This window comes from Methylobacterium sp. Gmos1, assembly GCF_053764715.1.
Map to the genome: position 1 here is coordinate 203,863 of NZ_JBSNCC010000002.1, position 14,275 is coordinate 218,137.

The window sequence follows — 14,275 nt, forward strand, 5'->3', positions numbered from 1 at the left end:
ACGGCACAAGGTGGGAGTCCTAGCTTCCTACCTGTCATCTGACAGACAGACGACCACCGCCGGAAAGCGAGACGACGATGTCCGACAAGCTCAAGCTCTTCACCTCTCCCTCGGCCTTCCCTAACCCGCAGCGCCTGCGGATCTTCATGCACGAGAAGGGCATCGCCGATCGCTTCGACGAGACGATCTACGACATGTCGCCTGTCGGCGAGCAGCGGGGTTGGAAGCACTTGAAGATGAACCCATGGGGCGAGACACCGACCCTTGCGCTCGCTGACGGTTCTTACCTCAGCGAGACCTCCGCCATCGCCCGCTACCTCGACGACACGTTCGAGGGCCGCAAGATCATGGGCGAAACGGCGTACGAGCGCGGCCTCGATCAGATGTGGGACAACCGGGTGTGGGTGCACATCCTCTACCCCATCGTCACCGCCTTCCATGTCCTGCACCAGGGGCTGGGCCCGAAGCTCGAACTGACCAGCAATCCGGCCTGGGGCGAGCATTCCCGTAAGGTGGCACTGACGCATTCGGGTCTGGTCGATCGGCATCTTGCGGACGGGCGGGAATGGCTGCTGGGCGGCAGTCAACCGACCTTCTCGGACATCACGCTGGCGACGGCGATCGCCTTCTCCAAATTCCCGGTCAATGCTACCCCGCTCGATGAGCGCTTCGAGCACATCGACGCTTTCTGGCGGCGCTGGCAGACCCGGCCGACCTTCCTTGCCGCCTACGCCGATAGAAGCAGCGGCGTGCCAGAACTCGACAACCGCGCTTGAGTATCCTGTCGCCGATCTCGACGGTTGACTGACTCTATTTTGAGACGAGAAGAATACTAGAAATTATATCTTGGCGCGGAGGGTTCTGATGACCCTCTGCCCAAGTGGGCGCATAGGTTGATTGAATGCGCAAGGATCAAGGTCCGGCTTTGGACATCACACGAGCGCCCGCTTTCCACCCTCAGCAACACTTCACTCGGTCAAGCTGATTGAGTTTTGACCCTAGAGTCCAGATCCCGGCCGGCCGCAAGGCCGCGCACTCTGGCCGATCGATTCGATCTTGCGGCCCCGGCTTCCACGGATAAACCGGCCTCACCGAAGCCGGATGTTCCGCCCATGCCCCGCATCGCCTGCCTCCACACCCTCGACAGCAACGCCGCGCTCTTCGACGCGGCCCTGCGGGAAACCGGGCGGGCCGGCGTCGCCTTGCGCCACACCGTGCGCGCCGACCTGCTCGCCGCCGCCGAGCGCGCGGGGCAGCTCACGCCCGGGATCGCCGCCGAGACCGCCGCGATCCTGCGCGAGCTGTCGGAGGAGGCCGACGCGGTCCTGCTCACCTGCTCGACCCTCGGGCCGGCGGCCGAGAGCGCGGCCGCCGAGGTTTCCGTGCCGGTCCTGCGGGTCGATGCGGCCCTCGCCGCGGAGGCGGTGAGGGCAGGCGGCCGGGTGGTGGTGCTCTGCGCCGTCGCGACGACGGTCGAGCCAACCCGGCGCCTGTTCGAAGCGGCCGCGCGGGCGACGGGGGCGGCGGTGAGCGTCGAGGTTGTTCCCGGGGCCTGGGACGCGTTCAAGGCGGGCGAGTCCGACCGTTACCGGGCGCTGGTCGCCCGCGCCGCCGCCGCCGCGCGGGAGGACGGCGCGACGCAGGTCGCCCTGGCGCAGGCCTCGATGGCGGGCGCCGCCGCCCTGCTGCCCGAGGCGACCCGCCCGCTGACCAGCCCAGCGGTCGGCCTCGCGGCGGCGATCTCGGCCGCCGGCGGGTAGAGCGCCTGAAGGCTGCGCCCTATCCGGCGGGCCCGGCCATGCGCGCCCGGGTGTCCGCATCGAGCACGGCGCGGATCGCCGCCGTCAGCGGATGGCGGGCGGTGTGCCGGGCGCCGTAGGTGAGGTTGAAGGCGTAGTCGAAGCCCGGCGGGTTGCGGCCCTGGTTGTGCTGGAGGATCGTCTCCAGCTTGTCGAAGCCCTTGGCGAGCACCGCCTCCGGCGAGGTGCCGGCCTCGTACTCCTCCCACAATCCCAGGATCTCGTCCCGGCGCGCCGGAGGCAGCGGCGCGGTGAGGCTTTCGAGGTCGCGCCGCTCCTGCGCGCTCTTGCCCGCGGCGCGGGGATCGGTCGCCGGCACGCACGCCGCTGCCTCGCGAGGCCTACGACGCGCTATGGGCGGAACGCTGAAGTTCATCGATGCCTCGACGCTTCGTCGCGGTGCTGTCGGACGAACCGGAAGCCGGACGCCGGGGCCTCGACCTCGGTGACTGCCTGCACTCTGAATCGGCGAAATACGAGCGCGTGCCGATCCTGGCGATGGCCGACGAGTTCAGGCAGACCGATCCGGATGGCATTCCCTAATGTACCATCCGTTCGATCGACGAACAGGCAGCGCTCCAGATAGTTGATATTTCGAGATTTTTCTTCGGCGATGCGCCATTCGCCCCGTTGAAAACGCTTGGGGCCGCGTCCCGCGAGCCGAAAATCGGCTCCTCGACCGCGGGAGGCGCCACAACTTCACACAGCACGACCCTGGCGCCCGATCCCCGCCCCGATTACGGTCCCGGCCGATCCGGCCGCCAGGAGCCCCGCGCGATGACACCATCCCCCTCCCCTTCCCCCGTCCTCCGGCTGACCGACGTTCCAGCCCTGCGGGCGCAGGTGCGGGCGTGGCGGGCGGCCGGCGAGGGCGTGGCGCTGGTGCCGACCATGGGGGCGCTGCATGAGGGGCATCTGTCCCTGGTGCGCCAGGCGCAAGCGGGCTCCCGGCGGGTGGTCGTCAGCATCTTCGTCAACCCGACGCAGTTCGGCCCGAACGAGGATTTTTCGCGCTACCCGCGGGTCCTCGGGGCCGATCTCGCCCTGCTGGCCGAGGCCGGGGCCGATGCCGCCTTCCTGCCGGACGTGGCCACGATGTACCCGCCGGGCTTCGCCACCACCGTGACGGTGGCGGGGCTGACCGAGATCCTGTGCGGACCGTTCCGCCCCGGGCACTTCGCCGGCGTTGCCACCGTGGTGACGAAGCTCCTGCTGCAGGCCCTGCCCGACCGGGCGATCTTCGGCGAGAAGGATTTCCAGCAGCTCCAGGTGATCCGGCGCGCGGCCCGCGACCTCGACGTCCCGGTGGCGATCGAGGGCGCGCCGACCCTGCGCGAGCCTGATGGCCTCGCCCTGTCGTCGCGCAACCGCTACCTGTCGCAGGAGGAGCGGCGGGCCGCCCCCGCGATGCACGCGGTGCTGCGACGGGTGGCCGAGGCGGTGCGCGGCGGCGCGGATACGGCGCCCGCCCTCGCCGAGGGCCGGGCGGCCCTGGCGGCGGCGGGGTTCGGGCCCGTGCAGTACCTGTCGGTGAACGACGCCGAGTCGCTGGCGCCGCTGGAGCGGGTCGAGGGCCCGGCCCGGGTGCTGGCGGCGGCGTATCTCGGCGCCACGCGCCTCATCGACAACGTCGCGGTCTGACGGCGACCGCGACGCTCGGATTTCTCAATCGCGCAACAGCTCGTTGATGCCGGTCTTCGCCCGGGTGCCGGCATCGACGCGCTTGACGATGACCGCGCAGTAGAGCGACGGGCCGGGGGTGCCGTCCGGCAGGGCCTTGCCGGGCTGCGTGCCCGACACCACCACCGAGTAGGGCGGTATGCGGCCGTAGGAGACCTCGCCGGTGGCCCGGTCGATGATCTTCGTCGAGGCGCCGATATAGACGCCCATCGACAGCACGCTGCCCTCGCCGACGATCACGCCCTCGGCCACCTCGGCGCGGGCGCCGATGAAGCAGTTGTCCTCGATGATGACAGGGTTGGCCTGGAGCGGCTCCAGCACGCCGGCGATGCCGGCGCCGCCGGAGATGTGGCAGTTCTTGCCGACCTGGGCGCAGGAGCCGATCGTGGCCCAGGTGTCGACCATCGTGCCCTCGCCGACATAGGCGCCGAGATTGACGAAGGAGGGCATCAGGACCGCGCCGGCGGCGATGTGGGCGCCCCGGCGCACCACCGCGCCCGGCACCGCCCGGAAGCCCGCGGCGCGGAAGCGCGCGGCGTCCCAGCCCTCGAACTTCGACGGCACCTTGTCCCACCAGCCGCCGCCGCCGGGCCCGCCCTCGATCAGCGACATGTCGTTGAGGCGGAAGGAGAGCAGCACCGCCTTCTTGAGCCACTGGTTGACGTGCCAGTCCGCGCCCCCCGACTTCTCGGCGACGCGCGCCTCGCCGGAATCGAGCAGCGCCAGGGCGGCCTCGACGGCCTCGCGCACCGGCCCGCGCGTGTCGGCACCGACACTCGCGCGGTCCTCCCAGGCGGCTTCGATGGTCCGGGCGAGATCGGCGTGCGACATGGGAGGCGTCCAAGGCGGGAGTTCGGTGTCGCGTCCCCTCTACCAAAGCCGCTGCCGTGCTGTCACGTCGGGTCGGCGGCCCGGCTGTCGGCGAAGGCGCGGGTCAGCGCGGCGAGCTCGTCGGCGAGCGCGTCGTGGATCACCGCGGCGGCGTCGGGAAACACCTCGAGCATCCGCCGCATCACCGCCTGGGTGACGACCATGACCTCGACCGGGTCGCGCCCGGCCCGGGCGGTGGTCGGCCGCTCCAGGGGGTAGAACAGGGCGGCCTGGCCGATCAGCGCCGAGGGGCCGGCCTCGACCGGGGCGCCGCGGGACCCGCGCGGCTCCAGCACCACCGTGCCGCGCATGACCACGAAGCCGCCCTCGGCGGTGTCGCCGCGGGTGAAGAGCACGGCGCCCGGCTCCAGCCGCCGGCGCTCGGCCGCGAACGAGATCAGCCGCAGGGCGTCCCGGTTCATCAGGCCGAACAGCGGCGCCGCTTGCAGAATCGCGATGTCGTCGTCGAGCGCCAACGGCCTCGCTCTCCCCTCTCGCGCCGGCGCCCGGCACCGGGGCGGCCCGGCCAAGCTCTAGAGCATTTTGCGCAGCACTGGACACCGGTTCGTCGCAGAAAATGCGGCGCGGCGGAAGCCGCCGCTCCGCGTTCCCCCCATGCGCCTCGCCCTCACGCGACCCGCGCGCCGGCCCCGCTCCCGGGCCGGGCCACCACCCGGTCGCGCCCCTGGCGCTTGGCCTCGTAGAGCGCCGCGTCGGCGGCCGAGAAGCCCTGCCCCCCGGTCTCGCCGGACAGGATCTCGGCGACGCCGAGGCTCACCGTGACGATGCCGCCCTCGTTGGCGACATGCGGGATCTGGAGGCGGGCCACCGCCCGGCGGATCCGCTCGGACCGGGCGACGGCCTCCGGGCCGGACGACCCCGGCAGCAGCACGGCGAATTCCTCGCCGCCGATCCGGCAGGCGCTCTCCGCCGGCTCGCGGACCTGGCGCTGCAGCACCCGGGCGACGGCGCGCAGCACCTCGTCCCCGGCGAGGTGACCGTAGGTGTCGTTGTAGCGCTTGAACCGGTCGGCATCGAGGAGGACGAGGGACAGGGGCGTCCCGGTCCGCACGGCCTCCTCGCGCGCGCGAGAAAACGCCTCGTCGAAGTGGCGGCGGTTCGGCAGGCCGGTGAGCCCGTCGGTATGGGCGAGGCGGGCGAGGTCGCGGTTGGCCGCGAGCGCGCCCTCCTCGGCGTGGGCGCGCCGCTCCAGCTGGCGCTGGAGCACGAGGGTCAGCGCGATTAGGCCGCCGCACAGGAACGCCACCAGGGCGGCGATCACCCTCGCCCGCGGCCACCACAGATCGGCGATGGCCTGGGTCGGCACTATCACGACGGCGACGAGCGGATGCGGGCCGATCCGGGTGTAGCTGAACAGGCCCTCGACCGCCTCGGTGTAGCCCGTCGCCACGAACCGCCCGGTGCGATGCTCGAAGAAGCGCCGGAAATGCGGTGCCGCCGTCAGGTCCTTGCCGATCGCGTCCTCCATCATCGGGCTGCGGACCAGGAGCTCGCCGCTCTCGCGGAAGAACGCGATGCGGGTGCGGTCGCCGAGGCTGAGGCGGCCGAACAGCGCGTTGAAGTAGCCGATGTCGATCGTGCCGACGACGACGCCGGCGAAGGCCCCGTCGGCATAGGCGAGGCGGCGGCTGAGCGGGATGACCCAGCGCCCGTCCGGCGTCATCCGGGTCGGCTTGCCGATGTAGAGCCCGACATCCTCCCGCTCCCGGTGGACGCGGAAGAAATCCGCGTCGGGAAAGCTCAGCCGGCGCGGCACCACGGCGGTCGAATCGGCGAAGGCCTGCCCCTGCGCGTCGAGGGCCAGGATGGCGCCGAGGCCCTTGGCGGTGGCGGCCCGGTCGAACAGCACGACCTGGCGCAGGCCCGGGGCGACGCCGTCGGCCTCCGGGTTGTGCAGGCCCTCGACCACGCCCTGGAGCGACAGGTCGTAGAGCTCGATGTTGCGGTCGACCATGTGCTCGACCGATTCCAGCAGGTTCTGCGATACCCGGCCGACCTGCTCCCAGGCGCTGCGGCGCATCTGCATGACGGTCAGGCCCGAGGCGCCGCCGATCACCAGGGTGGCGGCGACGATCGCTCCCGCCAGCGTGCGGGACGCGGTCGACTGTCGCCTGCGGGGTCCGGGCTGCATCGACGCTCCGTTGCGCGGTGCTCTGCGATCCTCCCGGTCTAGGTACGGGACTCTAAGATCCGGTTGCGGCCGCAGGGTAATCGGCCCCAAGGATAACCGATCGTTACGAGCGGCCGGCCCTGTGCGGGTGGGCGGGCCGCGCCGTTTGCGGATACGATCCGGTGCGGGCGACTGACCCGGCAGGAGGGACGATATGCGTGCCGACACGATTGCGCCCATGATGGTCAGGGGCGCGCCGCGATGCTGAGCCCCGCGCTTCGCGAGGAGATCGCCCGCCGCTACGGCACGCCGGCGGTCGTCGTCGACCTCGACCGGGTGGCCCGCAACGTCGCCCGGCTCCAGGCCGCCTGCGACGCCGCCGGCCTCGCCAACCGCCCGCACATCAAGACGCACAAGAGCCCGGTCCTCGCCCGGATGCAGATCGAGGCCGGGGCGCGGGGCGTCACCTGCCAGAAGATCGGCGAGGCCGAGGTGATGGCACGGGCCGGGATCGACGACATCCTCGTCAGCTACAACCTGATCGGCCCGCACGCGGTCGGGCGCCTCGGCCGGCTCCTGCGCGAGAGCCCCGCCCGGATCACGGTCGCGGCCGACAATCCCGTGACCGTGGCGGGCCTGCCCGAGGCGGCGCAGGCCGGCGGGCGCCCCCTCGACGTGGTGGTCGAGTGCGACACCGGCCGCAAGCGCGCCGGCGTCGAGACCCCCGGCGAGGCGGTGGCGCTCGCCCGCGACATCGCCGGCCGGCCCGGCCTCGCCTTCGGGGGCCTGCTGCTCTACCCCCCGGTCGGCGCCGCCGACGGCGCGCAGGCCTTCCTCGACGCGGCGCAGGCGGGCCTTGCCGAGCACGGGCTCCACGCCCGCATCGTCTCGACCGGCGGCACGCCGAACCTGCCGGAGCTCGGGCACGTCCGCGGCGCCACCGAGCACCGGGCCGGCACGGTGATCTTCAACGACCGCATGATGATGGCGGCGGGCGTCGCGACGCTCGAGGATTGCGCGCTCGCCGTGCTCGCCCGGGTGGTGAGCCGGGCCGGCCCTGAGCGCGGCATCCTCGACGCCGGCTCGAAGACGCTCACCAGCGATGCCGGCGGCGGGCTCGACGGGTTCGGGCTGCTGCCCGACCATCCGGGCGCCCGCATCAGCGCCTTCGCGGAGGAGCACGGCTTCCTGGATCTCGCGGCCTGCGCGGAACGCCCCCGGGTCGGGACGCTGGTCGAGGTGGTGCCCAACCACGTCTGCGTCGTCGTCAACATGGTCGACGAGCTGGTGGCCGTGCGGGACGGGGCGATCGTCGGCACGCTGCCGGTGGAGGCGCGGGGGATGATCGCGTAGAGGACGGGATCAAGCCGTCGCGGCATCGATCCTATCCGCGACCTCATCCTGAGGTGCGAGCGACAGCGAGCCTCGAAGGAGGCCTCCAGTGATCTCGGCGATGTCTGGAGGCCTCCTTCGAGGCCGCTGCGCGGCACCTCAGGATGAGGTCGCGGGTAGGATGACCCCGGGGTCTTCGATGCTTCGCGGCGCCCTTGTCCGACGCCGGCCGCACTCCTACGGCAGCAGCTTGTACCCCCCGCCCTCCGTCACCAGGATCGAGGCGGTGGCCGGGTTGGGCTCGATCTTCTGGCGCAGGCGGTAGATGTGGGTCTCGAGGGTGTGGGTGGTGACCTGGGCGTTGTAGCCCCATACCTCGGCGAGCAGCGTGTCGCGCCCCACCACCTGGCGCCCGGCGCGGTAGAGGAAACGCAGGATCGCGGTCTCCTTCTCGGTGAGCTTCAGCTTCGAGCCGCGATCGCCGACGAGGAGCTTGGCGCCCGGCCGGAAGGTGTAGGGGCCGATCTGGAACACCGCGTCCTCGCTCGCCTCGTACTGGCGCAGCTGGGCGCGGATGCGGGCGAGCAGCACCGCGAACTTGAACGGCTTCGTCACGTAGTCGTTGGCGCCGGCATCCAGCCCCTGCACGGTGTCGGAATCCGAGGCCTGGCCGGTCAGCATGATCACCGGGCCGCGAAAGCCGCCCTGGCGCATCTGCCGCACCGCCTCGCGCCCGTCGAGGTCGGGCAGGCCGACATCCATCACCACGAGGTCGACCCGCTCGCCCGTGACACGGTCCATCGCCCCGCGGGCGGTCTCGGCGGTGACGACCTCGAAGGCGTCCGACAGGGCGAGCTGCTCGGTCAGGGTGTCGCGCAGGGTCGGATCGTCGTCGACGACGAGCAGGCGGTGGGCGTTCGACATCGAACCGGCACTCTCGAGGAAGGCGGACGGGCGCAAGGCCCGCCGCCGGCCGGGCCGCGATCCCGGACGGAGCGCAGCCTGGCAGCGTTGCGGGGCAGAGTAGCGGAGCGCCAAGCCGCGGCAAGGGCCGGCACCCGTCCTGTCCCCCGTCCTGTCCACGCTGCCGGCGGTCAGGCGCGGGGCGGCAAGGTGCCCTCCGGGCGCGGCGGCACGGGCCGCAGGTTGCTCGGGGTGGCGAGATCCGGGCGCGCCACCGCCACCGGGCAGGCCTGGAGCCAGAGATAGGCCCGGAGCGCCAGCCAGGCATCCTCGAGCGCGCCGTGGCGGGTTCCCACCCGGGCAAGGCCGATGCGCCGGCACACCGCGCCGAGGGCCGCCCTCCCCTTCTCGCCGCGCCGGCGATAGGCCTCCATGGTGCAGTAGACCTTCGCCGAGACCGGCGGCAGGCCGGCCGTCGCGAGTTCGCGGCCGAGGAAGCCGAGATCAAAGGCGGCATTGTGGGCGACGATCAGGTCGGCCCCGGCAAGCAGCTCCGCCAGGGCACCCATATGGGCGGCGGCCGGGTCCTGGTGGCGCAGGAGCCAGTCGTCGTAGCCGTGCACCGCCTCGGCCCGCGGGTGGCTCGCCCGGCCGGGATCGAAGATCAGGTGGTGGCAGGCGATCTCCGGCGCACCGGCGGCGAGGGAGGCGGTGGCGAGCGCGACGGCGCCGAAGCTCACCACCCGGTCGGCCTCGGCGAGCCCCGTCGTCTCGACGTCGATCGCGACGACGCGCGGCGGCAGCCAGCCGAGCCAGTCCGGCGCGGGATCGGGGGGCGGCGAGGACATGGCGACGGCTCGGGCACGGGACGCGTCCCGCCATTCTCCGCCGGGCCGGGCGTCCTGTCACGCTCCCCTCGACGGGCCCGGAGCCGGCGCCGTAGAACGGGCTCCCATGAAGCGCACCACCCTCCGGCACCTGCGGGTCCGCCCGAACCCCCTCGACCGACGCCGCGGCACCCTGATCGCCGGACCGGTCCTGATCCCCTGCGCCCTCGGCAAGGGCGGCCAGACGCGGGGCAAGCGCGAGGGCGACGGCGCCTCGCCCCGCGGGACGTTCCGCCTGCGCGGCGGCTTCTACCGGCCCGACCGGCTCGGCGTGCGGCCCGCGAGCCTCCTCCCCCTGCGCCGCATCCGCCCGCAGGACGGCTGGTGCGACGAGCCCGGCGACCGGCGCTACAACCGCCCGATCGCGCTGCCCGCGCCGGGCATCAGCGCGGAGGCGATGTGGCGCGACGACGGGCTCTACGACCTCGTGATCGACCTCGACTACAACCGCGGCCCGATCCGCCCGGGCCGCGGCAGCGCCATCTTCCTGCACGTCGCCCGCCCCGGCTTCCGGCCGACCGAGGGCTGCGTGGCCTTGCGCCGCCCCGACCTCGTGCGGCTGCTGCGGCGTCTCGGTCCCGGCACCCGCCTCACGATCTAGGCCAGCTGTTCTCCGGCAACCCGGAGAATTCGAGAGAATTTTCTCTTCCGCCCATGCTGCGGAGCACAAAAAACTCTTTCATTTTGGTAACGCTGCCACACTCGCGCCACGCGAAAACATCCTGTACGGTCCGGCTGCCACATAAAAACCATGTCGGACGCAGGGAGAAGACGCATGCTCGACGCCTACACCGCGACCGAGATCGTTCGGGCCCGACAGATTCACGCGGCGGAGGGCGCCCGCGGCACCCTCTGGGACAGCACCGCCCGCTACCGCGACGGGTTGCCGAACTCCCCGATCCTGCTCACGGACGAGGATCGCGTCCGCTTCCTGGAGCAGGCGCGGGAGGAGATCCGCTGCCTGCACGCCAATTGACGTGACGCCGACGCGTCAGACCTTCGGCTGGCGCGCTCCGAAGATCGCGCTGCCGACCCGCACGTGGGTCGCGCCCATCTGGATCGCCGCCGAGTAGTCGGCGCTCATCCCCATCGACAGGACCGGCAGGGCGTGGCGGCGGGCGATCGCCGCCAGCAGCCCGAAATGCGCCGAAGGCGGATCCTCCGCCGGCGGGATGCACATCAGTCCCGAGACCGTGAGGCCATGCGTCTCGCGGCACTCGACGAGGAACGCGTCGGCCGCGCCCGGCGCCACCCCGCCCTTCTGCGGCTCCTCGCCGGTATTGACCTGCACCAGCAGGGTCGGGTGCCGGCCGCTGCGCTGGATCTCCTTCGCCAGGGCCGCGGCGAGCGAGGTCCGGTCGAGGGTGTGGATCACGTCGAACAGCTCCACCGCCTCGCGCGCCTTGTTCGACTGCAAGGGGCCGATCAGGTGCAGCTCGACGTCCGGAAACTCGTCGCGCAAGGAGGGCCACTTGGCCTTCGCCTCCTGCACGTAGTTCTCGCCGAACCGGCGCTGGCCCGCGTCGAGCGCCGGGCGGATCCCTTCCGCCGGAATCGTCTTCGAGACCGCGATCAGCGCGACGTCGTTGGGATCGCGCTCGCCGTCCTCGGCGGCGCGGACGATTGCCGCCCGCACCTCGGCCAGATTCGACGTGACGGTCTGCGGGTCGATCATGACCGGCGCCTCTCCGCTAGATTGGTTGACCCTCGGGACCAAACCGTGTCCTAGTCCGCCGGCGCCGCGCCGAGCAAGCTCAACCGTTTGCGGCCGTGACGTTTTCCCTTCATCCCTGCCGCCGGTGCTCACGGCGCCGGCGCCGACCGGTCGCAAAGACGCCGCCATGGCCGAACGTTACAACGCGAAGGATTCCGAGCCCCACTGGCAGCAGGTGTGGGCCGAGCGGGAGATTTTTCGCACCCGCAACGACGATCCGCGCCCGAAATACTACGTGCTCGAGATGTTCCCCTACCCGTCGGGACGCATCCACATGGGCCACGTGCGCAACTACGCGATGGGCGACGTGGTCGCGCGCTACAAGCGCGCCAAGGGCTTCAACGTCCTGCACCCGATGGGGTGGGACGCTTTCGGCCTTCCGGCCGAGAACGCCGCGATGCAGAACAAGGTCAATCCGCGGGACTGGACCTACGCCAACATCGCGACGATGCGGGCGCAGCTGCAATCGATGGGCCTGTCGCTGGACTGGAGCCGCGAGATCGCGACCTGCGATCCCGAGTACTACAAGCACCAGCAGCGGATGTTCCTCGACTTCCTCCAGGCCGGGCTGGTCTCGCGCCGCACCGCCAAGGTGAACTGGGACCCGGTCGATCACACGGTGCTGGCCAACGAGCAGGTCATCGACGGGCGCGGCTGGCGCTCGGGCGCGCTCGTCGAGCAGCGCGAGCTGACCCAGTGGTTCTTCAAGATCACCGACTTCGCCCAGGACCTGGACGACCGGCTCGACACGCTGGAGCGCTGGCCGGAGAAGGTCCGGCTGATGCAGCGCAACTGGATCGGCCGCTCGGAGGGGCTGGAGCTGCGCTTCGCGCTCGAGAGCGCGCCGGAGGGCGCGGCCCGCGAGGTCACGGTCTACACGACGCGGCCCGACACCCTGTTCGGCGCGAAGTTCCTGGCGGTCGCCGCCGATCACCCCCTCGCCGCCGCGGTGGCGAAGGACGAGCCGGCGCTCCAGGACTTCATTGCCGAGTGCCGGCGCATGGGCACGGCGCAGGCCGCGATCGACACGGCGGAGAAGCTCGGCTTCGATACCGGCTTGCGCGTGCGCCATCCGCTCGATCCGTCCTGGACCCTGCCGGTCTACGTCGCGAACTTCGTGCTGATGGAGTACGGCACCGGCGCGGTGTTCGGCTGCCCCGCCCACGACCAGCGCGACCTCGACTTCGCCAACAAGTACGGCTTGGGCAACACGCCCGTGGTCTGCCCGCCGGACCAGGACCCGGCTGCCTTCGTCATCACCGACACCGCCTATGACGGTGACGGGCGGATGATCAACTCGCGCTTCCTCGACGGGATGGACACCGACGCGGCGTTCAAGGCCGTCGCCGACCGCCTGGAGGCCGAGACCCTGGACGGCGCGCCGGTGGGTCAGCGCCGGGTGCAGTTCCGCCTGCGCGACTGGGGCGTCTCGCGCCAGCGCTACTGGGGCTGCCCGATCCCGGTGATCCATTGCGATGCCTGCGGCGTCGTGCCGGTGCCGGTCGAGAACCTGCCGGTGCGCCTGCCCGACGAGGTCTCGTTCGACGTGCCCGGCAACCCGCTGGAGCGCGACGCGGCCTGGCGCAACGTGCCCTGCCCGTCCTGCGGGCAGCCCGCCCGGCGCGAGACCGACACGATGGACACCTTCGTCGACTCGTCCTGGTACTTCGCCCGCTTCACCGCGCCGTGGCTGGAAGACGCTCCGACCGACAAGGCGGTAGCCGACCACTGGCTGCCGGTCGACCAGTATATCGGCGGCATCGAGCACGCGATCCTGCACCTGCTCTACTCCCGCTTCTTCATGCGGGCGATGCGCAGGACCGGCTGGGCCGGGCTCGACGAGCCCTTCGCCGGCCTGTTCACGCAGGGCATGGTGGTCCACGAGACCTATCGCGACGAGGCCGGGGCCTGGGTGCAGCCGGTCGACGTCAAGGTGGTGACCGAGGACGGCGCCCGCAAAGCGTTTCACGTGAAAACCGACGCGCCGATCGCCATCGGGGCGATCGAGAAGATGTCGAAGTCGAAGAAGAACGTCGTCGATCCCGACGACATCATCGCTTCCTACGGCGCCGACACCGCCCGCTGGTTCATGCTCTCCGACTCGCCGCCGGAGCGCGACGTGATCTGGACCGAGGACGGCGTGCAGGGCGCCTCACGCTTCGTCCAGCGCGTCTGGCGCATGGTGAGCGAGGTGGCCGAAGGTGGATCGGCGCCCGCGGGTGCGGGCAGCGAGGCGGTGCTGAAGGCGGCGCACAAGGCGCTGCACGCGGTCGGTGAGGATATCGAGCGCCTGCGCTTCAACCGCTGCGTCGCCCACGTCTACGAGCTGGCGAACAGCCTACAGGAGGCCGTGAATGCCGAGCGCGGCCACGCACCCTCGCCGGCCCTGCACGAGGCGACGCGGATCCTGGTCCAGCTCATCGCCCCGATGATGCCGCACCTCGCCGAGACCTGCTGGACCGCGCTCAAGCAGGACGGCCTGGTGGCCGAAGCCGCCTGGCCGGCGGTCCGCCACGACCTCCTGGTCGAGGACAGCGTGACGCTGCCGGTGCAGATCAACGGCCGCAAGCGCGCCGACGTCACGGTCCCACGCGATGCCGATCAGGCCGCCGTGCAGGCGGCGGTGCTGGCGCTCGAGCCGGTGCAGCGGGCGCTGGAGGGCAAGCCGCCGCGAAAGGTGATCGTGGTCCCGCTGCGCATCGTCAACATCGTGGTCTGACCGGACACGCTCCGCGACGACAATTCGGGGCCCGGCGATCACAGGATCGCCGGGCCTTTCCCTTATCCGCGACATCCCCGGTTTCCCGCGACCGACCGGCCCCACGCCCTTGTGTCGCCGCAGAGACTCGTTAGCTCCCGTCCTCTATCCTGAGGGACGCGGAGGGCGTCGATTCGAAGGCCCCTCCCCCTTCGCCAAACCCCTTGGCAGGGGCCAAGCGTAGCGGTAACGGACGAGCGG

15 protein-coding genes are annotated in these 14,275 nt (G+C 71.5%); 8 read left to right on the top strand and 7 right to left on the bottom strand.

All coding sequences use genetic code 11. The features are described 5' to 3' along the window. The first annotated feature begins 77 nt into the window (after window positions 1-77). Window positions 78-776 carry a glutathione S-transferase family protein gene (locus ACS5PV_RS04060; protein ID WP_455394088.1) on the top strand — a complete coding sequence of 233 codons (699 nt, stop codon included), beginning with the start codon at window positions 78-80 and terminating at the stop codon, window positions 774-776. Window positions 777-1,112: 336 nt separating this feature from the next. Next, window positions 1,113-1,760, top strand: a complete 648-nt coding sequence (locus ACS5PV_RS04065; protein WP_455394089.1) for an aspartate/glutamate racemase family protein — start codon at window positions 1,113-1,115, stop codon at window positions 1,758-1,760. Window positions 1,761-1,779: 19 nt separating this feature from the next. Here the strand turns inward: ACS5PV_RS04065 and ACS5PV_RS04070 are convergent, their stop codons facing one another. Then, complete coding sequence (locus tag ACS5PV_RS04070) at window positions 1,780-2,118, bottom strand: HD domain-containing protein (RefSeq protein ID WP_455394090.1); 339 nt, start codon at window positions 2,116-2,118, stop codon at window positions 1,780-1,782. A gap of 59 nt (window positions 2,119-2,177) precedes the next feature. Here ACS5PV_RS04070 and ACS5PV_RS04075 point away from each other — a divergent pair, with 59 nt between their 5' ends. Together ACS5PV_RS04075 and panC are read left to right on the top strand one after the other, a co-directional pair. Then, on the top strand, window positions 2,178-2,342 hold the full coding sequence (locus tag ACS5PV_RS04075; RefSeq protein WP_455394091.1) for a hypothetical protein: 165 nt from the start codon (window positions 2,178-2,180) through the stop codon (window positions 2,340-2,342). A 234-nt stretch (window positions 2,343-2,576) separates the two neighbouring features. Beyond that, window positions 2,577-3,440, top strand: coding sequence for a pantoate--beta-alanine ligase (gene panC, locus ACS5PV_RS04080; RefSeq protein WP_455394092.1), 864 nt, complete (start codon window positions 2,577-2,579; stop codon window positions 3,438-3,440). Between the two features lie 24 nt (window positions 3,441-3,464). Here panC and dapD read toward each other — a convergent pair whose 3' ends face one another. The 3 genes from dapD to ACS5PV_RS04095 form a co-directional block, all read right to left on the bottom strand. Beyond that, window positions 3,465-4,310 (bottom strand): 2,3,4,5-tetrahydropyridine-2,6-dicarboxylate N-succinyltransferase, encoded by an 846-nt coding sequence (gene dapD / locus ACS5PV_RS04085; RefSeq protein WP_455394093.1) that lies wholly within the window; start codon window positions 4,308-4,310, stop codon window positions 3,465-3,467. 62 nt (window positions 4,311-4,372) lie between these two features. Then, a complete protein-coding gene (locus tag ACS5PV_RS04090) occupies window positions 4,373-4,825 on the bottom strand; it encodes a cyclic nucleotide-binding domain-containing protein (protein ID WP_455394094.1) in 453 nt (150 codons plus the stop codon). Window positions 4,826-4,977: 152 nt separating this feature from the next. Continuing rightward, on the bottom strand, window positions 4,978-6,501 hold the full coding sequence (locus ACS5PV_RS04095; RefSeq protein WP_455394095.1) for a sensor domain-containing diguanylate cyclase: 1,524 nt from the start codon (window positions 6,499-6,501) through the stop codon (window positions 4,978-4,980). Between the two features lie 243 nt (window positions 6,502-6,744). Between ACS5PV_RS04095 and ACS5PV_RS04100 the strand changes: the two genes are divergently transcribed. Then, a complete protein-coding gene (locus tag ACS5PV_RS04100; RefSeq protein WP_455394451.1) occupies window positions 6,745-7,833 on the top strand; it encodes an alanine racemase in 1,089 nt (362 codons plus the stop codon). Window positions 7,834-8,049: 216 nt separating this feature from the next. On the opposite strand, the gene ACS5PV_RS04105 is transcribed toward ACS5PV_RS04100, so the two are convergent. Both ACS5PV_RS04105 and ACS5PV_RS04110 read right to left on the bottom strand, forming a co-directional pair. Further along, entirely contained in the window at window positions 8,050-8,736 is a 687-nt protein-coding gene (locus tag ACS5PV_RS04105; RefSeq protein WP_455394096.1) for a response regulator transcription factor, read from the bottom strand. Window positions 8,737-8,906: 170 nt separating this feature from the next. Then, window positions 8,907-9,563: a 3'-5' exonuclease gene (locus ACS5PV_RS04110; RefSeq protein ID WP_455394097.1), complete on the bottom strand. Its 657-nt coding sequence runs from the start codon at window positions 9,561-9,563 to the stop codon at window positions 8,907-8,909. A gap of 106 nt (window positions 9,564-9,669) precedes the next feature. Here ACS5PV_RS04110 and ACS5PV_RS04115 point away from each other — a divergent pair, with 106 nt between their 5' ends. Both ACS5PV_RS04115 and ACS5PV_RS04120 read left to right on the top strand, forming a co-directional pair. After that, window positions 9,670-10,203, top strand: coding sequence for a L,D-transpeptidase family protein (locus ACS5PV_RS04115; RefSeq protein WP_455394098.1), 534 nt, complete (start codon window positions 9,670-9,672; stop codon window positions 10,201-10,203). A 174-nt stretch (window positions 10,204-10,377) separates the two neighbouring features. Next, the gene (locus ACS5PV_RS04120) at window positions 10,378-10,578 is read left to right on the top strand and encodes a hypothetical protein (RefSeq protein ID WP_093568647.1); all 201 of its coding nucleotides are present in this window, start codon (window positions 10,378-10,380) and stop codon (window positions 10,576-10,578) included. A 15-nt stretch (window positions 10,579-10,593) separates the two neighbouring features. On the opposite strand, the gene ACS5PV_RS04125 is transcribed toward ACS5PV_RS04120, so the two are convergent. Beyond that, window positions 10,594-11,277 (bottom strand): YggS family pyridoxal phosphate-dependent enzyme, encoded by a 684-nt coding sequence (locus tag ACS5PV_RS04125; protein WP_455394099.1) that lies wholly within the window; start codon window positions 11,275-11,277, stop codon window positions 10,594-10,596. A gap of 166 nt (window positions 11,278-11,443) precedes the next feature. Here ACS5PV_RS04125 and leuS point away from each other — a divergent pair, with 166 nt between their 5' ends. After that, window positions 11,444-14,035, top strand: a complete 2,592-nt coding sequence (gene leuS, locus ACS5PV_RS04130) for a leucine--tRNA ligase (protein WP_455394100.1) — start codon at window positions 11,444-11,446, stop codon at window positions 14,033-14,035. Window positions 14,036-14,275 lie beyond the last annotated feature (240 nt).